This is a genomic window from Streptomyces sp. NPDC017991, from assembly GCF_044328075.1.
GTDB lineage: Bacteria > Actinomycetota > Actinomycetes > Streptomycetales > Streptomycetaceae > Streptomyces.
This window is the reverse complement of the sequence record NZ_JBIRGP010000008.1, coordinates 1-23,635: the sequence shown is the minus strand read 5'-3', so window position 1 is coordinate 23,635 and position 23,635 is coordinate 1. Positions and strand designations below refer to the sequence as shown.

Sequence of the window (23,635 nt, the reverse complement as noted above, 5' to 3'; positions counted from 1 at the left end):
GCCGAACTCGGCGCCGATGGCGGGAGGCAGGGAGTCCGACGGCGTTCGGATACGAAGAGGTAACCTCAGAAGAAGCTCAAATACACGGCGGACCGCACCCGGGGATTCCCGTGGGCACGTGCACAATGCCGAGGGCGATGCTTCTCCGTGACCGTTCGGTCTCTTCGGGTGCCCGCTTTTCGCCCGCTTCGCAGGTGCCCGGGGGGCGGTTCGCGTGCTGTATCCCCGGAAGTACCGGCGTACCCGTTCATCCGGCTGCAACGTTCGCACAACTCCGTTGCCATACAGGCGAATTCTACCGAACCGGCTGTTACTCACATCTTGCCTGCACGCGTTGCGCGGAACCCTGTTTTCTCTTTAGCCTCAGCGGGCAACGGTGCGTGAGACGCGCCTGAACGAAGGGAGCGTGACATGGCGGACAGCGCCGCAAGGAAAGCGGACTATGCCAAGGGCTTGGGGGGCGTCTCCTCTCTGGAGTCGGCCCGCAACCAGGTCGAGAAGACCCAGAACAACGTCGCCGAGATCGCGGCGCGCTCGGGAGTCGGCGGCGACGAGGGCCAGGCTCTGCTGAAGCTCTTCCGCAGCTGGAACACCGAGGCGCAGAAGGTCGTCGTCCAGATCAGCACGATGATCGACGCGCTCCAGGAGAACGTGACCTCCGCCAACCGCCTGGCGAAGGAGAACCAGGACCTGACCGAGGTTCTCAACAGCAAGACCAGCCAGGGCGTCTTCGAAGCACTGAGCTGAACCACCCGCGGTACCGGCTTCCCTCGGTGGAGCCGGACTTCGTGAGCTTCCCGGGCCAGGCGCCCGGCCTTCGAGAGGAGACGTCATGGCCGACGGCATCATTGATGTGCAGTACCCCAAGGTCCAGCAGGCCATCGAGGAACTGCTGGAGCAGACCCAGGTGATCATCACGACCCTCAACAACCTGGAGGACGAGCTGAAGCCGCTCGTCAGCACCTGGGAGGGCGCGGACCAGGAGCAGTACCGCGTGGTCCAGGCGGAGTGGGACAACGCCACCAAGAACATGGCCAGGCTCCTCGGCGACAACGGCGAGCTGATCCGGACCATCCACGACAACCACTCCCGCGACGAGCGCAAGAGCGCCGACAACTGGGGCAACGTACGGGCCCGTTAGGGTCCGAACCGCGTCCGGCCGGAGCGTTCCCTCGTCGGTCCTGAGGGCGTGGCCGGGCGCGGTCTGCGTGCGATCGACGGCCGGTCCGGCGGCCCGGAGCCCGGGTCCGCCGGACCGGCCGCCGGCCGCACGCACCGCACCACCCGGCCCCCCAGGGCCGTCCGTACCCCCGTCCGGCACCCAGCAGCAGGAGATCGTCCCATGGCCGGTGAAAAGGCCGACGTCAAGCATTTCGACCTCAAGCAGATGGAGAACTTCCGGGACAACGAGGTACAGCCGGTCTACACCGCCGCGAAGAAGCACCGGGAGGAGGGCGACGGGAACGGCATCCGCCCGCTCGGCCACCTCGTCGACGGTCACACCACCCCGGACAACCTCGACCAGGACAAGCAGCTCCTGCGCATCGGCAAGATGGTCACCGAACCCCTGGTCTCGGGACCGAAGCTGATCGAGGGAGTCCGCACCGCGGCCGAAGCCATCGACAAGCTGCTCGGTGACCAGATGGACCTCTTCAAGGAATTGAAGGAGGCGCTCACGGACACCATCGAGGAAGCCAACAAGACCAAGAACAAGAACCTCGACGCGATCGACGCGCAGACGCTGCTGCAGACCTTCGAAGAGGTCGACACCCTCACCGCGGGTGGTTCGGAAGAAGAAGAGGACTGACCCTCGCGCTGCCGGCAGCGGCCACGGCCGGCCGGCGCGCGCGTAAGCGACGCACGCCTGCACCTCCGCACGAAGACGCGGTGTGCCGGCACGGACGACAACCGACCAGAAAGGGCGCCCGGTGGCTGATCGGTACGATCCCAACTCCGGCACAAATCTCGACAAGTTCGACAACGCCGGCGATCCCACGACCGACACCTGGGCCACCCTGGTCACTCACATCACCGGCTATCCCGTGCCGGACCGCAACACCATCTTCGACACGCTCCGCTCCGACCACGGCGGCAAGCTCTTCCGGATGGACATCAAGGAGCGCAGTCTCAGCCTGATGGTCAAGGACTCCGGGTTCCTGACCAACTCCGGCGAGGACTACGACATCTTCTTCTTCGACGGCGGCAAGAAGACGAAGATCTTGCAGGCCCGGATCGTGTTCGAGGGCCGCGTGAAGGCCGGCGAGGAGATCTACTTCGCCGCCCCGGGCTCCGACAACGTCAACGACGCCCAGGTCCGTGAGGGCAACGAGTTCACGGACTACAACAAGGACAAGATGTCCACCATCCCGCTCGCCCGGTACATGAACGGGCCGCGGACGGCGCTCATGGAACTGCTGAAGGGCGGCACCCAGAACGCCCGGTTCAGCAATCAGGGCGTGGGCGGCAGCGACGCGGTGGACCTGAACTCCTTCGACACCACGGGCGACTCCTTCGACTACGCCGCCAAGTTCTTCCGGGACCACCAGGTGGTCCTGAAGGACTGGGAGGACCGTTTCAGCAAGGACGACGCCAGCTGGAAGGGTGAGGCCGCTGAGGTCTTCCGCAGCCTGCTGAAGAAGATCCGCGAGAACTACGACGCCTACATCGAGACCTTCGACTCCTCGGCCGGCACCGGCGACGAGACCGGCACCGGCAACACGGTGTACTCGCGCGCACTGTCGCTCGGCCGCAAGTACCTGGAGGACGCGGCCGGCAAGCTGCTGGACGCCTGGCTGGCCTGGGCCAAGTCCCCGTACTACGACCCGCTGCAGGTGCTGCGTTACGTCCTGGACGACCTCGCCCAGTGGGTGGACGCTAACAACGTCGCCAAGACGAACATCACGTCCACCACCACCCGCTACTCCACGACCGTCCGGCACAGCCCGCAGGCCGGCTTCCTGCAGTCGCACCCCGACTACGGCGACCTGACCGACATCGCCAACTGGGCCAAGGTCGGTGACGCGGCGGTCAAGATCTGGAACCAGGGCGTCGCCGAGTATCTGGGCAAGCCCGCCGCCACCGTGCAGTCCGCCCTGAACAACCACTTCCTCGAACTCGGCGAGGACTTCGCGGACAACGTGCCCAAGCCGAAGTCGACCAGCACGGCCTCGGAGGAGTACGAGGAGAAGAAGGCCGAGGAGGAGAAGGAGGAGATCAGGAAGCAGAACGAGGAGAACAAGAAGTACCAGGACGAGCTGCGGGAGGAGCAGGAGCGCCAGCGGGAGGAGGACAAGAAGTACCAGGAGGAGCTGCGCAACGAGCAGAACAAGCAGCGCGAGGAGGACAAGAAGTACCAGGACGAGCTGCGGGAGGAACAGGAGCGCCAGCGGGAGGAGGACAAGAAGCTCCAGGACGACCTGCGCAACGAGCAGAATCAGCAGCGCGACGAGGACAAGAAGTATCAGGACGAGCTGCGGGAGGAGCAGAAGAAGGAGCAGGAGGAGGCCGAGAAGCTCCAGGACGATCTGCGCAACGAGCAGAACCAGCAGCGCGACGAGGACAAGAAGTACGCGGACGAACTCCGCGAGGAGCAGAAGCGCGAGCAGGAAGAGGCCAAGCGCGAGGCCGAGGAGCAGGCCAAGGCCGTGCAGGAGAGCCTCGGAGGCATCAACGACCCCAACGGGGTCGGCGAGCAGAACCTCGACAGCCTCGACGACCTGCTGAACCAGCAGAACGACATCACCACCGAGAGCCCGGGCGACCTCGGCGACATCAACGGCCAGGGCAACGGCAACGGCGAGACCGACCTCGGGCCGGTCACCTCGAACCTCGGCAACCTCGGCTCGCTGAACTCCCTCAAGACCCCGACCGGCGGCAACACCCAGGCCGACGGCGGCAAGCTCACCACCGACTTCCCGGACGGCACCACCACCTCGTTCGACCCCGACACAGGGACGCTCACCACCACCTCGCCGGACGGCAATGTCACGACGGAGGATCTGGGCGACGGTCTCAAGGTGACCAACCCGGACGGGTCGGTGACGTCGCTGGGTGACGACGGGAAGCTGACGACCACGTTCCCGGACGGCACGACCCAGACCGTCGACCCCACGACCGGGCAGGCGATCACCACCAACCCGGACGGCACGACCACGACGACCGACCTGGGCAGCCTCACCGACCTCAACGGCACGGCCAACGGCGACGGAGTGCTCGACGGCCCGACCGGCGCCAGTACGCAGTTGAACAACGCCGGCGACCTGACCACCGACTTCCCGGACGGCAGCACCACGTCGTTCGACCCCGACACCGGGACGCTCACCAGCACCTCGCCGGACGGCAATGTCACGACGGAGGATCTGGGTGACGGTCTCAAGGTGACCAACCCGGACGGTTCGGTGACGTCGCTGGGTGACGACGGGAAGCTGACGACCACGTTCCCGGACGGCACGACCCAGACCGTCGATCCGTCGACCGGCCAGGCGACCACCGTCGACCCGGACGGGAAGACGACCACCGAGAACCTCGGCAACCTGGGCGACCTCAACGGCCAGAACAGTCTCAACGACCTGAACGACCTGAGTGATCTGAGCGATCTGAACGACATCACCACCGAGTCGATCGACGACCTGGGCAACCTCGGGGACCTTAACGGCGATCAGAACGGGCTGGAGACCCCGACCGGTGGCAGCGTCGAACTCGACGACGCGGGCGACTTCACCACCACGTTCGCGGACGGCGGCGAGAGCTCGTTCGACCCGGACAACGGACTGCTGACCACCACGGACGCGGACGGCACCACCACGACCACCGACCTGACCCACGGTGCGAGTTTCACCAACCCGGACGGCTCCGTCACCAGCCTGGACAACGGCCAGCTGACCACCACCTTCCCGGACGGCAGCAAGCAGGTCATCGACCCGGACACCGGCATCGCCACCGTCACCGACGCGCAGGGCAACACCGAGAGGGTGGACCTGCACGACCTCAACTCGAACGCGAACAACGACAGTTCGAGCATCCTCGACGGCCTCGGAGACCTCAACGGGAGCGGCGGGGGCGGCGGGGGCGGCACCACCTCCCGGGACGTACCGCTCTCCGAGCTGGGCCTCGGCGGCGGCGGTACGAGCCTCGGGTCCACCGGTGGCGGCCTCTCCGGCGCGGACTCCCTGTCCTCGGACTTCAGCTCGTCCGGTGTCGCCCCCCTCTCGGACAGCACGGCCTCCCCGCTCGGTGCCACCACCACGGCGGCCTCGGGCGGGACCCCCGGCGCCCCCGGGACACCGGGCAGCCCCGGTATGCCGATGGGCGGCGGCGCGGGCGGCATGGGTGGCGGTGCCGAGAAGGGCAACGGCGAGCGGGTGCGCTCCGTCCTGGTCGACGCGGCCGAGGAGAGCGAGCGCCGCAACCGCCGAAGGCGCAGTCCGTGGAACCGGCAGGAGGACAGCGACACCTTCCTGGCGCCGGCATCCCGGGTCAACACCACCGGCGGCGGTGGCGAGTCCACCGAGGAGGAGTCGGAGCCGGGTCGCAGGGCCACCAGCTCCGACTACCTGGAGGAGGACGTGGACGTGTGGGGCACCGAGGAGGGCGGCACGCCGGCCGTGATCGGGCGGTGAGCTCGGTGGGGGTCCGGCGCGACCAGCGCGGGGATCTTCGTGACCAGGGCGGGAACCTTCGTGACCACCGCGGAGACCGGAGAGACCACCCGGGAAACCGGCATGACCACCCGGCAGAGCGGCACGACCACCGGGGAGAGACGAATCCCACCCCTCCCCGGCTTCCGCGTAGTGGCCCTCACCAGGCAAGATCAGCAGAGCAGTTGCCGACGAGAAGGGCGGGGCGGGCGTGACGGAACCGCTGGAGAAGCGGCTGGAGAAGGCCATGGCCGAACTCCAGGCCGCCCAGGAGGCGGTCGCGCGCACCGAGCGCGAGCTGCGCCAGGCGTCGTTCGCGGTGCTCTCCTCCGACCGCGCGGTCCGCGCCACCGTGGGCCCGCAGGGTGAACTGACCGGGATCGAGTTCCTGGAGAACAAGTACCGCGACATGTCCCACCAGGAGCTGTCCGCGAGCGTCCTGGAGGCGGCGAACGCGGCACGCCTGAAGATGAACAAGCACGTCATGAAGGCGATGGCACCCTTCGCCGAGCCCAGCAGCGACGTGCCGGAGCTGAAGGGCTTCGAGCTGGACTGGGAGCGCATCTTCGGCCCGGAGGTGCTGCGCGAGGACGACGAGGACACCGCACGCGACGTCGAGGCCGCCCCCGGCTGGCGGGACGCGCTCGGCGAGGACGGGGAGGACTGACCGATGGGACAGCGCTACTACGTCGACCCGCAGCGCATCGAGGCCCTGGCGGGACAGCTGGAGGAGATCGGCGCCCTCACCAGGAGCATGACCGAGGAGTTCTTCGACGAACTGGCTCCCACGGTCAGGTGGCCCGGCACGGAGGGCGAGTTCGCCGAGAAGGCCAAGCCGCAGGAGCAGAAGGAGCGGCAGACCACCAAGGACACCATGATGTCCATCCGCGACGCGCTGGTGGGCATCACCGACGCCACGGTCAGCCAGGTCCGGCTGATGAAGAACACCCGTGACGCCAATATCGAGGACATCGAGCAGAACAACAGGGAAATCGACACCCATGGGCTGGACGGCAACGGCGGCCCGGGCGGGCATGGTCGCCGCTGACCTCCGCACGGCAGGCCGCTCCCGCGTCATGACGCCGGGAGCGGCCGCTCCGTCCTGCCCGAACGGCGCGCGAGGCGGCCCCCGATGAGCATGATGGCGTCGCCCGAGGTCAACGCGATGCTCTTCATCCTCACCGGGGAGAGGCTCATCGACGCCGACGAGGACCTGGCCTTCGACAGCCGTCGGCCCTACTCCGGGCTCGGCCGCAAGCTCGACCGGGTGTCGTCGCTGATCGAGAAGTCGATCCACGACATCGCCGAGGTCATGCCCGACGACCTCTCCAAGTCGTACGCCAAGGCGATGGGCATGCTCATCGACGACGGCGGCAAGAACTACCTGCGCGAGTTCTCCGACCAGCTCGACAAGATCGCCGAGGGCCGCCGCAAGACCTCCATGGACATCATGGAGTCCAAGTGGCAGGTCATCGCGGAGGTCATCCGGCTACTCATCGAGATCGCCATCTATCTGGCGATGTCCTTCTTCACCGGCGGCGCCTCGGCCAGCCAGATCATGCTGGCCAAGCTGCGCAGCCGGTTCATGATCCTCGCCACGCTCACCCATCTGCTCCAGCGGCTGCATCTGGCGCCCTCGCTGACCGAGGCGTTCGCCGAGGCGTTCACCACCTTCGCGGTGCGGCTCGCGATGATGAACTTCGCGCCGAACGGTCGCCGACCCGACCACTTCGACTGGAACGACATCCTCAAGTCCGCCGCGTTCGGCGCCGCAGCAGGCTTCTTCACCAGCATCTTCGACAAGTTCGCGAAGGACATCGTCAAGGCCTTCGACGGCAACTTCCTGAAGAACGGCCCCGACCTCAACTTCAAGAACAACCCCAACTTCAAGAACCCGCCGAACCTCGACCTCAAGAACCACACGCCGAACCCCAAGCCGAACCCCGACCCCGGTCCTGGCCCCGGCCCCGGCTCGAAGAACGACAATCCGCCGACCAACAGCCCAGGTCCCGACCCGAACCTGAACAACCCCAACCTCACGAACAAGAACTCGTTCTCGTTCCGGTTCAACCCGAACTCCTTCAAGAACAACACCAGCCTGTGGCGCAACAACCAGATCCTGAAGAACAACGCCGACCGGCCGGGCGCGCTCGCCGGGCACTACGGCCTCAAGGGCACCGCCGACTTCATCGCCGCCGGCGCCGGTGAGGCGGTCGCGGAGATCCTGATCAAGGGCGCCTTCGACGGCGACTGGTCCACCAGTTGGTCGACGTTCGTCGGCGCGGGCCTCAGCAGCCAGGTCGAGGCCACACTCTCGGACTCCGCCGTGAACAGCGGCGCCGAACTCCGCAACGCCATCGAGAAGTTGCGCAATCAGCCGCCGCCCACCGTCTCCGGCGGCAGCACCGATTCCGACACCCGGGACTCCGACGGTTCCACGCGCTCCAGCGGTGACGCCGACAGCGCCGGCGGCCCCTCGAACACGGACACGTCGGGTTCCTCGGGCTCTTCCAGCTCCTCGGGCGGCGGCTCCACCCGCAACTCGCCCCCGCCCGTCTCCCGACAGAGCACCGGCACGGGCGACTTCACCGGGGACTTCTCCGGGGACTTCTCCGGGACGGACCTGCCTCCTCCCTACTCCGTCGGCGACCCGCCCCCGTACACCGGCGTGAACCCGCCGGCGTACTCCCCGGGGCCGATGCCTGTGACCGCCGCGGAGAACGAGTTGTGGCAGCAGGTCCACAACGGCTCCGCCGAGGTCCGCGAACAGGCCCTGCGCGATCTCGCCGAGCTGCGCGGCTCCCAGCAGCCGGGCAGCACCGAGATCGGCGTCCGCGACAACCTGCACAGCAACCTGTCGCAGCTGCCCGAGGTCAGGGTGGTCCCGGCCGGGAACAGCCCCGCCGCCCAGATCGACGCCGACGAGGTCCGCCGCGCGCTCGACAGCTTCGGCACCCCGGTCACGGTGGACAACCCGCTCACCACGGACGGGTTCGGTGACGGCTCCACGGGCAACTCCGGTTCTGATTTCGGCAGTTCCGAGGTTTCGCAGAGCAATGCGGATGTGGGTTCCGGGCAGGCGAGCGGCGGTCCCGTCACGGCCAACGGCCCGACCAACTCGGCTGCGGCGGGCACGGGCACGGGTACGGGTACGGGTACCGGTGGTACGGGTACTGGTTCCGGTACGGGTACGGGTACGGGTACGGGTTCCGGTTCGAGTACAGGTGCTCGGCCGGGTGGCGCCCCCTCCGCCGGAACCAACCAGTCGTCCTCGACTTCCCCGGAGACGCAGCCCCAGGGCACCGGCGACTCGGACGTCACGAACCCGGCGGACGGCTCGCAGCAGACCACGACCGATGACGCCGTGCACACCTTGGAGACCTCCCAACCGCCGCAGACGACGACAGCAGCGCCGGATACGACGACAGCGCCGGCGCCAGAGTCGGAGACGTCTGCCGCCCCGGACATCGCCACCTCCCCGGACACCACCCTCTCCCCGGAGACGGTCAACTCCGCCGAGAGTCCGGTCACTTCGGGCTCCGCCGAGATCACCCCCGCGCCGGACACCGACACCGGCGCTGCCCCGCCGAAGGTGAACACCACGGGCTCGTACGCCGACACGGGCGATGTACGTGACCTCGGCGGCCCGGGTGACGTGAAGGCAGGTCCCCCCGCCGTCGCGAGCCCCGAGTCCACCCAGGCACCGCCGTTGACGATCGTGGTCTCGGAGGTTCCGCCGCCGGGGGAGGGGGCGCCGGAGGCGGCCGAGCTGCTGGACGGTGCCGGGGTCGACCGGGCCGTGGTGCTCGGTCCGGCGGTCACGCCGGACGGATCGGGCCGTCCGGTGCGCGCCGCCGTCGAGCTGACCCGTGAGGGACCTGGCGCCCCGGTCCGGGTCCGAACACTCGCCGGGCCGCCGCCCGCCATGACCACGGACGGCACCTCGGACACCGCAGTCCCTTCGGATACCTCGGACACCTCGGGCACCTCGAACAACTCGGACACCGACTTCCCCGGCGCGAACGTGCTGTTGCCGCTCGCCGATGCCTTCGGCCATACCCCCTCCGCGACCTCCGGTCCCGCCCCGCAGGCCGGCGTGACGACCGACAGCGACCCGGCCCCCTCCCCGGCCACGCGCCCGAAGCTGGTCTCGGAGGTGACAACCGGCCTGAACGGCAACGGAGTCGGTCCGCACCCCACGGACACCGGCACCCCCGTCACGGCCAAGCTCGCCGCACTGTCGCGTCCCTGGACCGAGACGGCCACCGACCTGCACCTGGAGTCGGGCAACGGCGACGCGGCCGGCGGGCGGACCTCCGGCCCCGGCGGCGGACGCGGGCCCGGCGACGGCGGCACACCGCCGCCGCTTCCACCCACCACGTCGCCCGACACCTCATTTGACACGTCACCCGACACGTCACCCGAGACGTCGGACAGCGCATCCGCGACACCCCCGGTGGCGCTCCCCGTGGTGCTCCCGCCGGCCGGGCGGATCGTCCTCCGGCCCACGAGCGGCCCGGTCGTCACCACCCTGGACGGCCACGCCGTGCCCGTCGCACAGCTGCGCCGCCTGGTCGCGGACTCGGCCGTGAAGCCTCAACCCGGGCGTGCCGTACAGACGTTGACCATCTCGCAGGGTCCGGCCGAGGACGGTACGGCGCACAGTGCGGGGCGTCGCGCGCTGCTCGGCCAGGACACCTTCCGCGGAGTGCGCACCACCTCCGCCTCCCCGGCTCCGGAGACCGACGCGCAGCCGCCGGTCCGCCGTACCGTGTTCACCGGCCCGCCGACCGCACTGCCCGGCTCGGGCACCGAGCGCGGAGCCGACTACTTCGCGGGACACGGCACCCCCCGTACCGTCACCCTCGGCACCGACGACGCGGCCCACCCCACCGTGAAGGTCAGCGGTGTGCAGCTCGGTGAAGTGCTCAACTCCTGGGCGCAGGACGGCGATCAGGACCGGCCGCTGGTGCTGTTCTCCTGCGAGACCGGGCGGCAGCCCGAGATCGCGGGACTGCCGGTGGCACAGCACGTGGCGAACCGCACCGGGCGACAGGTGTACGCGCCGACCACCGAGGTGGGCACGGCCCGGGACGGGGACGGCGACGTCCGCGCGGTGCTCACCGAGGGCCCGGACGGGCCGGGAGGATGGCGGCTCTTCACCCCGGAGCCCAGCGGCGCCGACCTGGACGCGCTGGCCCGCGACGCAGGCCTGCACGCGGGCCCGGAACCGGCTGACGCCTTCACCCAGGCCCGTACCCTCCAGCAGATCCGCACCCTGCGCGGCGCCCTGGGGCCGGATGCCGAACAGCGCCCGGAGAACCGGGAGTTGCTGGCCGGGCTCGCCTTCGTGGACAACCTGCGCTGGCTCAGTCAGGACACCGCGGCCCGCTACGGCGACGGCCGGATGACTCCGGACCTGCTGCGCCGGATGACCGTCGACCGGCGGCGTGCCACGGGTGACACCGGCACCGATCCCGCGGCCGACCCCACCGTCGAGGAGTACACCGAACTCCTGCGCGCCGCAGCCGAGTTGCGGTCCACCGCGCAGCCCTCCACCACGCTCGACGCCCTGCTGCCCCCGCCGCCGCCCGCGCTCCCGCCCACCACCCTGGTCTCGCCGGAGGATGTACGCGGTCTGACCTACGCACCCGCCGCGCAGATCACCTGGTCGCTCGCCGGCACCCCGCTGCCACTGTCCGAGCTCAAGCTGAGTCCCGAGGACACCGCCGAACTCGCCCGCCGCAGACCCGATCTGTCGCCCCCGCCGAGCCGCCCGGAGAGTCTCGCCGAGGACCTGACCCTCCTCAGCAAGGGCAAGCCAGGTTCGGTGGGCATCGTGCGCGCGAGCGGCACCGCATTCCGGCGGCTGGACACCCCGGGCGGCGGGAACTGCCTCTTCCGGTCGGCGCTCGACAGCGCACGCAGCCAGACCGTCCCTCCCGCGTGGGCGGCGCGGAACATCACCGGGCTGCGCGTCCAGTTGCGTGACCGGATCACCGGGTCCGAACTGGGCGACAACATGGCCCTCGCCATCCCGGACCCGGTGTTCTCCGTGGTGGACGACCTGCGGATGCGCGCCCTCGCCGGGGTGCAGGACGAGGCCGAGCAGCGCCGGATCAACCGGCGCTGGAACCGGATCGCGCAGGACGTCGTCACCGGCGCCGACACCGCCGAGTGGCAGCGGATCATCGGGGAGAGCGACTACCCGCAGCTCGCCGCCGTGGTGCCCACCCCCGCCGCCGCGCGGCGCCTCGGAGCCAGGGGACTGGTCGCCGCGGCGGCCGAACTCTCCGACCTCTGGGCCTCTCCCTTCGCCGACCTGCTCCCGGAAGCGCTGGCGCACACCCTCGACCTCGACCTGCGGCTCGTCCAGCCCGACCCGCGGTCGCCGGGGACCACCTTCGTCAACACCCTCAACCCGGGTGGCCAGGGCGGCACCCTCCACCTGTCCTACAACGGCACCGACCACTTCGACGCGCTGGTCCCGGCCTCGGCGCCGCTCACCCCCGTACCGGACCCGACCACCACCAAGCCGGACCTCGACGCGACCAAGGACCCGGCCACCCAGGATCCGACTACTCAGGATTCGGGTGCCGACGGTGTCTTCGGGGAGTGGCTGCGCAGCATGGGCGGGGTCACCGACCTCGACAGCCCTGCCCCCGAGACCCCCGACCGGGGCGACGCGGTACCGCTGGAGACCCAGCTCGAACGGTACCGCCCGGCACGGCTGCTGACCGGCCCGGACGCCCGGCTGCCGGGCCCGGCGCCGCAGACCGTCACCTTCGAGGACGGCAGCCGCCTGCCCACGGTCCTGATCAACCCGGGTGCCGACCCGGGCGACGGCACGCCGCCCGGCGCGGCGACCGCGACGCCCCCGCCCGGTCGCCGGACCGGACTCTTCACCGGCCTGGGCAAGACCACCCTCCGCTCGCCCGAGCAGGTGGCCGAGGAGATCCTGGGCAGGCTTCCGGCGAAGCTGCGCGCCCAGTTCGACGAGGCGGAGCTGCTGCGGCTGCTGACCCAGCAGCCCGACGCCTTCACCGCCGCGCGCGGTGCGCGCTTCGTCGGCCGCGAGAAGTCCGGGGTGGGCCACGAGATGACGGTCGAGGCCATCCCGTACCACCGCTGGGAGCGCTTCGCGAACGTGGGTGACGCCACCGTGCGGGTGGACACCATGCGGCGCGGCCAGGCCGGTACGGGCGGTGGGCGCAGCGTCGGCTTCGGTCGCCGGATCGCCGGCGGTATCAGCATGGGCCCGCCGCTCAGCTGGCTGGTGAAGATCGGCTTCTCGCTGGGCTGGACCCGCCGAACCGACTACGCGCAGGGCACCCAGGCGTACAACCAGTCCGAGTGGCGCAACTGGGAGGGCTCGCACCTGCACCTGGACGACGTCCACTACCGGGTACGGGTGGACCGCGTCACCGAGGCGCCGAAGACCACCACGACCACCACCACGGCGACCCCCCAGCCCAACCCGCCGCTGCCGCAACCCAGTTGGCAGCGCACGCAGGTGCACGCCGCCGAGTTCGCGATGCGCGACGGGCTGAGCTGGCGGCTTCCGGACGACCTCACCGTGCCCTACAAGGGGCCGCAGCGGGCACCGAAGACCCTTACCTTCCCGGACGGCATCGAGCCGCGGATGACCGACACCACCGCGCTGCACCTGACGGACCCGCCGGAGGACATGGCGATCGCCATGTCCGGTGCCCGGCCCGGGAGTTCGGCGCACCGCACCCTGGTCTCGTACGTCCGGCCGGGGCGGCTGCTCTCCTTGTTCGGCCGGTTCTCCGGGCCGGTCACGGGGCCCGAACTGACCCGGGGCAGCGGACAGCATCCGCTGGGCCATCTGATCGTGGAGCGGTCGGTGCCGCACCGCGCCACCCTGGTCACCGAGTCGGTCAAGGCGGAGCTGCGCGACCTCACGCAGACCACGTACCAGAACGAGCGCGGGCACGTCCGTGACACCCGCCTGGGCATCCAGGTCACCGCGGGGCCCAACTACACCCTTGCCGGCCCGGAGACCGACGTACGCCTCCAGGGCGGCCCCCTCGTCCGCGCGGACCTCTCCACCGGGCGCGGCCACTACCTAGGCGTCGACGCGGCCCGCAAGACGACCGGCCGTGTCCGTAACCACCCGGTCGCGCTCTACCGGGTGGAGCGCACCCTGATGGTGCGCAAGCCCGGCGAACCGCCGTCCGCCGCCCGTCCGGTGCGGGTGGTCAGCCTGGACTGGATCTCCACCCAGGACGCGCGCCGCCTCGCGGGCTGGGACAGCCGTACGCCCGGCCAGGCGGGCCCCGACCCGGACGCCGAGCCGCCGGTGCCGTGGTACCTCACCCGGGAGGACCCGGTCCACCTGAGCGGACAGGTCCGCGCCGAGGGCTTCCGCCCGGTCGCGCCTCCGCAGACGCAGACCCTGCCTCCGCCTCCGGTGCAGACCCAGGTGCAGCCGTCCGTCCAGGACCAGTCCCAGACCCCGCCCCCGGTACAGACCCAGTCCCAGCCTCAGACCCAGACACAGACCCAGGTACAGCCGTCCGGTCAGGACCAGAACCAGCCGCCGACCCCGAACCAGACGCCGCCCGCCCCCCAGGACCCCATGCACGCCTTCACGGACGCGGTCCTGGACACGCTGCACCAGTCGTACCCCTCGCTGTTCGTGCCGCCGTTCATGCTGCGGCATCCGCGGCTGGCCAAGTTCTGGTACGGCGACGGACGGATGCGGACCGCGCTGCACAACGACCGCCAGGTACGCGAGGCGCTGAACCGGCCCAGCCTGGCGCAGAGCCTGGACGACCTGTCCACCACCGGCGTGCCCGTCACCCTCACCGAGGACGGCAAGGTGCGCCGCGGCCACCACACGCTCATCCTCAGGGCGCGCCTGACCGACCGGCGGTTCGAGACCACCATGAGCGAGCGCTCGCTGCGCAACGCGGTGATCGGCACCGAGGTCTCCGGCCAGGGACAACAGGCGGCCGTCACCCTCTCCGGCGGTGTCGAGCTGGGCGTCGGGCCGCGCGACCACGACAAGGTGCCCGACGTCGGACTGCCGCGCCAGGCGGGCAGCGTGGCCGTCGGACTCCGGCACGCCAGGACCGACCAGAAGACCACCAGGAACACGGTCGCGGTCGTCCACGACCACCTGATGTTCCAGACCGGCGCCGACCTGTACAGCTACCAGGTGGAACTCGGCGCCACCTTCGAGGGCCACCGCCGCCCACGCGGCTGGGCCAGGCTCGCCTCGGTCGGCCTGCTCGGCGCGGGCGTCTTCGTCAGCAAGGTCGAGGAACGGCCCCTGTTCACCCGGGGCAACGAGACCGTCGGCCGGGTGGAGCTGGCCGTACCGGCCGCACACGGCTCCGACCGTTACGCCCCCGCCGACCCGCCGCCCACCGGGACCGCCACGGCACCGGCGACCACGCCCGCCCCGCAGCCGCTCTCCGCCACCGAGGCCGACCAACTCATCGACGGCACACGGCCGTTGCCCGACACGGAGTCGGCCGACCAGCAGCTCACCAAGAAGCTGCTGAGCGCCCCGCACGTGGTGCTCAGCGCCGAGGGCGGCCCGCAGCGCCAGCAGCTCATGCAGGACACCGCCGACCGCGCCTCGGGCACCTCCTGGCACGTCAGCGCTCCCGGCGCCCCGGTGCGCACCGCACTGCGCCGCGCGATGGCGAACCTCAGCGTGGCCGGCCAACTCGGCCAGTACCTGGGCCCGTTCGGCTCCCGTGTCGCCGGACTCAACGGCGCGGGACCGTTCAGCACCCACTACCTCAAGGGAGTGATCCGCGGCGAGCTGAGCAACTTCCGGGTCAGGAGCGACCCGAAGCCGGCCAGCTCCGAGACGACCGTCGGCAACGAACACCGAGTGAACGGCAGCGCGAGCACCGGTTCGCGCACCACCCTCGGCCTCCAGGGCGCCGACACACCCCTGCAGCAGTCCCCGGGCGGGCCGGCGGTGGTCGGTTCCTACTCGGCCGCCCTGCAGTACGCCTGGGGCAAGGGCCGCAGCGTCTCGCAGACCCTCACCCGGGGACGCAACACCACCCTTTCCTACGCCGGGCGGATGTACCTGGTGGTCGCCGACACCGCCGAGACCATCGCCGTACGGGACCGGTGGACGGCCGCGATGGGCGCGGTCGGCACCCGTGCCGGGGCCGGCATCAGCTCCGCGGCCGGACGCGTCTCCGGCCGCCTCGGCAACGCCCTCGCCCCGCGCGGGGCCGCCGCCGCGCTCCAGCGCATCCGCGACGCGGTGATGTTCCACCTGCCGATGCAGGACGTCATCGAGGCCGGTCTCGCCCCTGACGGCCTGGGCGCCACCACCCCGCACAACCTCGGCGGCGGCTACCGGCTGCCTCCCTACCTGCGGTTCCGCCGCTTCCCCAGCCACCCCAGCGGCCAGCTCGACGCAAGTCCCGCGGCGCGGCAGCTGATACAGCAGCTGGCGCGGATGGGGGTGCCCTCGCACGACCGGGAGCAGGTCCTCCAGCGGCTCTCCCCGGACTTCCTCGCCGCGCATCTGCACGAGCTGACGACCGACGGGATGACCCTGCCGGTCCGCTACCGCACCTGGTCGAACCCGTTCCACCTGCCCGTCAACGGCAGCCCCGGACAGCTCCGATTCAAGCTGACACCGGTCACCACCACTGTGGACCGGCTGCGCACCGGCTACGAGCTGGAGGACTACCGCACCACCGCCCGCGACGACGCCGGCGGCACCTCGCAGGACCGCGGCGCCGACGTGACGCTCAGCGGCGGCCAGCGCGCGGCCGAGGACGGCGTCCTCATCGCCAACCCCTCGCTCCAGGGCACCGCGGCCAAGCAGCGGTCCAGCGTCCGGACCCAGACCGCCGGCAGCACCGCGATGCCGAACATCGCCACCACCCAGGCCCACGCCGAGATCATCACCGAATACGCCCTCACCATCACCATGACGGACTCGTCCGGCGACGCGCTCACCCCCGGCGTCTCCGACGTCGCCGTCGGCACTCTCAACGAGGTCGTCCCCGCCAGTCTGCTCACCCCGGACGGCGACGGCTCCGACGGCGCGCTCACCGAGCAGGACGTGCCCGACCCCCAGCGCGCGGTGCGCGTCCTGACCGCCGCCCAGGCCCGCCCCGAGGGCATCGCCGCCTGGCGCACCTCCGCCGCCGGGGACCCCGGCGGCAGCCCCGACCCGGACGTGCTGCCCTTCGACGACACCATCGGCTCCGGCATCCTCGCCGTGGACATCCGCGGCGCCGCCAACGTGCACGACGCCCTGACCATCGCCACCGCACGCGCCGACGGCCTCGGCGACGGCGACCTCGGCGACCGGCACACCGGCACCGGCCTCGTGAACCGCGTACGCATGGCCCGCCTCACCTCCCTCACCGGCCTCGGCACCGCCCCCGGCCAGGCCCAGCAGGAGGCCACCACCCAGGTCGGCCTGACCGGCGGCTTCCGCGAGGCACTCGGCGCGAACGGCGCAGCACTGCCCACCCAGGCGTCCTCCCACCTCTTCGGCCAGTCGCACACCGCCGACTCCCGCCTCTACGCGAAGATGCACCGACGCGGCGCGCGACTGCTCGCGGTGGAGAACAAGCCGCGCATGGAGGCCATGCAGCGGGCCAAGACCTCCGACGCGTCCGAGGCAGGCATCACCGACAACGTCGAGGGCGCGGTGGGCACCGCGCCACTGGCGGGCAACAGCAACGCCGGTGTCACCAACCCGGGAGCCACGGTCCCGATCGGCGGCACGAACGACGGCACCACCCTCAAGGGCACCGCCGACACCACCCTCGGCACCCACCTCAAGGTCGTCACCGACCGGAGCATGCTCTTCGCGATCCCGGTCAGCTGGCTGTCGGTGGCCGAGGTCGACCACCGGTTCACCGACAGCCGCCCGCTGCACGCCCTCGGCAAGGCCAAGCGCGGACCGCGCGCCGCCGAGGCCGAGACCACCGCCCTGGTCTGGCTGCGCGAGGACATCGCCCGTGACTACGGGCTCCTGGACGAGACCTCGTTCACCGACGACGTCCTCGCGGCCTGGGACGGCCAGGCCAAGGCCGCCGCCGACCTCGCCACGGCCGAGAAGAACTACTACGACGCCCGCGCGCGGTCCCGGGAGACCTGGCTCGACCTGAGCCCGGAGGACCGGGCCGCGCTCGGCGACGACAACTCCGGTGAGCCGACCGACCTGCCGCCGGACGTGTTCTACTCTCCGGCCGTCATCGCCTGGCAGGCCGCCCGCGAGGAGGTCCACCGCTGGCAGTTGCGCACCGACGCCGCCGCCGCGGACCACCACCGGCTGCAGCTCGCCGCCTCCCGCCTCACCGCCCACCACCAGGGCTCGGCCGCGGTCACGGTGCCGGACGCGCCGCAGGAGTACACCGCGCCGGACTGGCGTTCCGAGACACCCGCGCCGTACACCGTCACCGAGGCCACCGACTCCGCGCCGCGCACCATCACCTCGCCGGACGGTGTCACGGTGCGCGAAGTGCACGACATGCCGCACGACGGCGCCTCGTTCTTCCACGCGCTGCTCGCCGCCGCCGACACACGGGGCCGCCTGCCGTACCTGCTCGGCGACGACCTCGCCGACCGGTTCACCGGCGACCCCGGCGATCCGGCGGTCACCGAGGAAGCCGTCGGCGCCGCCCGTGACCGCCTCGCCTGGTCACTGGGCGAGGACGGCAACCAGGACCTGCTCGACGCTCTCGCCCTGGACGTCGCGGACACCTTCACCCAGGCCGAACTCGACACGGCGGGCGTGGTGTTCACCCCCGCGCAACAGGCCGAGTTCGACGCCTTCGGCCGTCTCCCGCAGACCTACTGGCCGACTCCCGAGCAGCGGGTGACCCTCGCCACGGTGGCACTGTCCCGCCCGTTCGCGAGCGAGCCCCGGCAGGACGGCGCCACGGAGCTTCCCGACGGCGAACCACAACCGCCCGAGCGCCGCGCGGGGGACCACGGCGGCGCCGACCTGCTGCCCGCCCTCGCCGCCCGAGTGCTGGGCACCCCGCTCACGGTGGTGACCGGCGAGGGCCGCGACCAGCTGTTCCTCCCGCACGGCATCGACCCGGCCTCCGTCGACCCGGCCGCCGACCCCGTCCTCTTCGCCACCGACGGCTTCTTCCACGCCGCGCTCCCGCCCGGCACCCCGGCCCCGGTCGCCACCGCACTGCCGGCGGACACGGCCGGTTCGACCACGACGACCGGAACCTCCGCCGTCGGCACCACACGCCCCGCCCCCGAGCAGCCGCCCGCGCACCGCAGCCACACCATCGCGCCCTGGCTGCCACCCGCCGACAGCAGCGGCCCGCGCTACCGCCTGGACCGCGACGGCGTCCTCACCGCGCCCGACGGCGCCACCTATACCCAGGGCACGCCCACCGGCCGCGGCAACGGCTTCTTCGGCGCGCTCTCCACGGCCGTGCGCCAGGCCTCGCAACAGCCCGGAGTCGTCGGTCCGGAGGTGGCACGCCTGCGCAGGCGCGCGACGGTGCCGCCCGCCGAGCTGATGCGCCGGTACGGCCTGCCCGGCGACCGGACAGCGCACGACACGCTCTTCACGCCCCCGCCGCTCCCTGCCGGCCGCCGCGGCGACCCGGCGCCGAGCCAGTACACCCGCGACGGTCATCTGCGCCGCCACCTCGCCGAGGCCCCGTGGGGCCCGGGGGCCGACCGCGCGGTGGCCGAGTGGGCCGCCGCGGCGACCGGCACGACCGTCACCCTGATCGAGGAGAACGGAACCGCTCACACCTACGCGGGCCCGTCCGGCGACAGCGGCCCGCACATCCGGCTCCGCCGTCGGGGCGGGGACTTCGTCCCACTGACCCTGCACACTCCGGCGCCTCCGCCGAAGGCTCCGGAGCCGAAGGATCTGAAGGCTCCCGACTCCAAGGATCTGTCGGCTCCCGACTCCAAGGACTCGAAGACTTCCGAGCTCAAGGACTCGAAGGCGCCGGCCCCGAAGGACTTGACGCCGCCGAAGGACTTGACGCCGCCGAAGGACTCGACGCCGCCGAAGGACTTGGCGTCCCCGGAGATCGAGGACACGGCCCTGCAGGATGCGATCACCCTTCCGCTGCCCCCGTCACCGACCGGCAGCGACCTCCCGGGCACGCTGGAGGAGGAGGCGTACGAGCTGAGCACGTTGTCCGGCAACGACGACGGCACCGGCACCGGCACCGACGCTCCTACGGATCCTGTACTGGACCCGGACCCTGCCCCGGACCCGGCGCCCGCGCCGCGGCCGGTCCTCCGCCCCTTCAAGTTGGGGAACTTCGAGTTCACCAACTTGAACCAGACGGACAGATACGTCGACAAGGCGGTCCGGATCATCGAACTGCTCGACGAGCACAGGACGATCAAGACCTACGTCGGCGACCGGCCCGTACGGATCACCCTGCACCTGCGCACGACGGAAACCCCCGCCGACGTACGCGACCTGGGCGACGCCGGTGTCCAGATCAACCTCGCGAGCTACTACTTCGAGAAGTACGACACCGGCTACATCATGGGCATGCTGGCCCACGAGATCGGCCTGCACCCCCTCGCCTCCCGCAACGCGGAGATTCCCGAGCAGGAGGAGGCGTACCGGGGGATGCCCCTGCCGGTACCGGGGCTGAGCGACCTGAAGACTCCGCGCACGATGAACACCGAGGGCGCGGGTCAGGCCGACCACATCATGGCCGCCTACCCGAAGACCATCCGGTACGGCACCTATCGCGACATCGTCATAGAGATGGCCAGGGTGCTCGCGCAGCGCGCGCGGGTCGGCGTGGCGGGAGCCAAGTCCCAGGACGTCACCGACCTGTTCGAGACCTACCTGATGGACCTCGCCTCCATCGCGGTCACCAACGACTACCGGATCAACGCGGTCAAGGAACCCAACTACACGGCGCGGGTCTACAACGCCTACAAGGACCTGCTGCACGCCGAGTTGGCGGGGAACACCGCGCTCCAGGGCCTACTGCCCTCGAACAAGAGCCTGTTCGGTGTCGCGCGGTCCTTCACCCAACTCGCCGGCAGCATCGCGACCAACAACCGCGGCGACAGCATCCAACAGCCCGTTGCCAGTGCTCCGGAGCAGGCCGCGGACAACACCGGTGAGGTACGCCCGAGACTTCCCCAGGCCGACACGGACGCGGGGCCTGTGCCGCGGACGGGGGCCCCCGACACATCGCGGCCCAGGGGTCCGCGTGACACCCGTCCCCGGTTCGTGGTGCGTTCCGGCTTCGACGCCCGACGGTTCTCGTACCAGGGCGAGCCGGTCACCGAGCTTACTGTCCGCGTCGCGCTGCGCGGCACGAACGAGCAGGTCAACCAGGTGTTCGACCAGCTCAGGGCGGGCGTGGACGAGTTCCTGAACGATCCGGCCCACCGCCTCCTCAACGGCGACCGGCTGCATGTGACCGTCGAGCACGTCGACCTCCCGGAAGTCCGGCGTGCCCCGGGCGCCGCGGATGCCCCGCACCTGACGGTGGACCTGGCGGGCCGGGACCAGGCGATGAACCAGACCACCTGGTGGGCCGACGCGGCCCCGGTCCAGTTCGTGCACGAGCTGACCCACCAGCTCGGCCTGCGAGACGAGTACCGGGATGCCGATTCCCCGCACCGCCCCCACATCCTCGGCAGCCTGCTGGGCGACCTCGACGCGGCGCCGGAGGACTCGTCGCTCGCCCCCGCCGGCTTGCGCGACCGGCACCTGGCCCTGCTCGGTGCGCTCATCGGCGAGGTGACCCCCGCGCCTCGACAGAACGACGACCGGTCCGATCCGGCCGACGAGAGCTGGGCGGCGGCCCGGCAGGGCGCCATCGCGGAACCTCGCGAGGCCATCTGGGTCGACCCGGTCTCCCTGCCCCGGTCTGCCGACGACACGGCGGTCACCGGGGTTCCGGCCCATATGCAGCAGGACCCGACCACGAGCATGGCGCCCGCCGTGCCGGTGCCGGTTCTGCGTCCGTTCAAGTTGGGGAATTTCGAGTTCACGAACTTGAATCAGACGGACAGGTATGTGGACAAGGCGGTTCGGATTGTCGAGCTGCTGGATGAGCACGGCACGATCAAGGGTTATGTCGGCGGCCGTCCTGTGCGTATCACTCTGCATGTGCGGACGACGGAGACCCCGGCGGACGTTCGCGATCTGGGTGACGCGGGTGTTGAGATCAATCTCGCGAGTTATTACTTCGAGAAGTATGACATCGGTTACATCATGGGCATGCTGGCCCATGAGATCGGTCTCCATCCTCTCGCTTCCAGCAACACGAAGATTCCTGAGGAGGAGGAGCTGTATCAGGGCATGCCCCTGTTGGTGCCGGGGCTGGAGACGCTGAGCACGCCGCGTTTCATGAACACCGAGGGTGCGGGTCAGGCGGATCACATCATGGCCGCGTTCCCGCACACCATTCGGCACGGTATCTATCGCGACATCGTGCTGGAGATGGCGGAGGTGCTCGCGCAGCATGCGCGGGTGGGTGTGGCGGGCGCGAAGTCCAAGGACGTCACCGATCTCCTCGACACCTACCTCATGGACCTCGCCTCCATCGCGGTCACCAACGATCACCGGGCGCGCGCGATGAGGGATCCCGCTTACACAGCGAGGGTCTACAACGCCTACAAGTCCCAGTTGGCCGAGCACATGGCCCAGGACAGTCCTGTCCGTGCTCTGCTGCCGGGGGACAAGGGCCGGTTCGGTGTCCTGGGTGACTTCGCCGCGCTTGCCACCAGCGTGGGTACCAACAACCGCGGGGACAGCATCCAGCGCCCGGCTGTTCCGGAACCGAGCAGGGGTGGCAATACCGGCGAGGCACGCCCGCGGCTGCCCCAGAGCGACACCGATGGCACGCCGACCACCGCCGTCGAGCCGACCCTCACGCCATTCAAGTCGGGGAACTTCGAGTTCACCAACTTGAAGCACACGAACGAGGCGTACCGCGACAAGGCGGTCCGCATCATCGAGTTGCTCCGCAAGCACGACACGATCCGTGACTACGTCGGGGGCCGTCCGGTCCGGATCACTCTGCACCTGCGGACGACGGAAACCCCGGCGGACGTTCGCGATCTGGGTGACGCGGGTGTCGACATCAATCTTGCGAGCTACTACTTCGAGAAGTACGACATCGGTTACATCATGGGCATGCTGGCCCACGAGATCGGCCTGCACCCCCTCGCCTCGCGGGACACGAACATCCCCGACGAGGAGTCGATGTTCGCAGGAGTGCCGCTGACCGTTCCGGGCTTGGCCGATCTGAAGACGCCACGCACGATGAGTACTGAAGGCGCGGGTCAGGCCGACCACATCATGGCGGCGTTCCCGAGCAGTACGAGGCACCGGATCTACCGGGACATCGTGCTCGGTATGGCCAATGACCTGGCGGAGGAGGCGCGAACAGGGGAAGAGGGTGCGAAGGCCAAGGACGTCACGGACCTGATCGACACCTATCTCATGGACTTGGCCACGATTGCGCTCACCAATGACAAGCGCAAGGACGCGGCCTGGGAGCCGCGTTACACGGCGAAGGTCTACAACGCCTACAAGGAGCAGTTCGCGGCACAGCTCGCGCAGGACAGTCCCGTACGGAGCCTGCTTCCGGCCGACAAGAGTTGGTACAACGTCACCAGCAACTTCCTGGGCCTGGGCAGCAGCGTCGCGTTCAACAACCAGGGCGACAGCATCCAGACCGCCACTCCGGTGTCGAGCAGCACCGAGACCGGCGAAGCCCGCCCTCGGCTGACCGGGAGCGGCACGGATCCGGCGCCCCACACAGGGCCGGCCGGTTCGCCGCGTCCAGGAGGGTCGCGGGACAAGCGCCCCCGTTTCGTGGTGCGGTCGGGCTTCGATGCGCGGCGGTTCACCTACGACGGCGATCCGGTCACCGACCTCACGGTCCGTATCGCGATGCGCGGCGGCACGGACGGTCAGAACGCTCATGTCTTCGCGCAACTTGGTACAGGGGTAAGCGAGTTCCTGAACAGCCCCGGTTACCGGCTCCCGAACGGTGACTTGC

The 23,635-nt window shown here is 70.4% G+C and carries 7 protein-coding genes; all 7 read left to right on the top strand.

Features of this window, described 5'->3' with window-relative positions; all coding sequences use genetic code 11:
• Nucleotides 1–411: 411 nt before the first annotated feature.
• Nucleotides 412–747 carry a hypothetical protein gene (locus ACH4DZ_RS23390; RefSeq protein WP_267024489.1) on the top strand — a complete coding sequence of 112 codons (336 nt, stop codon included), beginning with the start codon at nucleotides 412–414 and terminating at the stop codon, nucleotides 745–747.
• An 85-nt stretch (nucleotides 748–832) separates the two neighbouring features.
• A complete protein-coding gene (locus ACH4DZ_RS23385; RefSeq protein ID WP_267024490.1) occupies nucleotides 833–1,141 on the top strand; it encodes a WXG100 family type VII secretion target in 309 nt (102 codons plus the stop codon).
• A gap of 201 nt (nucleotides 1,142–1,342) precedes the next feature.
• Entirely contained in the window at nucleotides 1,343–1,807 is a 465-nt protein-coding gene (locus ACH4DZ_RS23380; protein WP_398289242.1) for a type VII secretion system-associated protein, read from the top strand.
• Between the two features lie 121 nt (nucleotides 1,808–1,928).
• Nucleotides 1,929–5,618 carry an AAWKG family protein gene (locus tag ACH4DZ_RS23375; protein ID WP_398289241.1) on the top strand — a complete coding sequence of 1,230 codons (3,690 nt, stop codon included), beginning with the start codon at nucleotides 1,929–1,931 and terminating at the stop codon, nucleotides 5,616–5,618.
• 229 nt (nucleotides 5,619–5,847) lie between these two features.
• Nucleotides 5,848–6,303: a YbaB/EbfC family nucleoid-associated protein gene (locus ACH4DZ_RS23370; protein WP_398289240.1), complete on the top strand. Its 456-nt coding sequence runs from the start codon at nucleotides 5,848–5,850 to the stop codon at nucleotides 6,301–6,303.
• A gap of 3 nt (nucleotides 6,304–6,306) precedes the next feature.
• On the top strand, nucleotides 6,307–6,684 hold the full coding sequence (locus ACH4DZ_RS23365; RefSeq protein WP_398289239.1) for a hypothetical protein: 378 nt from the start codon (nucleotides 6,307–6,309) through the stop codon (nucleotides 6,682–6,684).
• Nucleotides 6,685–6,768: 84 nt separating this feature from the next.
• Nucleotides 6,769–23,635: hypothetical protein (locus ACH4DZ_RS23360; protein WP_398289238.1), on the top strand; the 16,867-nt coding region annotated here is incomplete at its 3' end.

Excerpts from the sequence above, each read along its gene's own strand:
- ACH4DZ_RS23390 (WP_267024489.1), top strand. The coding sequence starts at position 412 with ATGGCGGACAGCGCCGCAAGGAAAGCGGACTATGCCAAGGGCTTGGGG.
- ACH4DZ_RS23385 (WP_267024490.1), top strand. The coding sequence starts at position 833 with ATGGCCGACGGCATCATTGATGTGCAGTACCCCAAGGTCCAGCAGGCC.
- ACH4DZ_RS23380 (WP_398289242.1), top strand. The coding sequence starts at position 1,343 with ATGGCCGGTGAAAAGGCCGACGTCAAGCATTTCGACCTCAAGCAGATG.
- ACH4DZ_RS23365 (WP_398289239.1), top strand. The coding sequence starts at position 6,307 with ATGGGACAGCGCTACTACGTCGACCCGCAGCGCATCGAGGCCCTGGCG.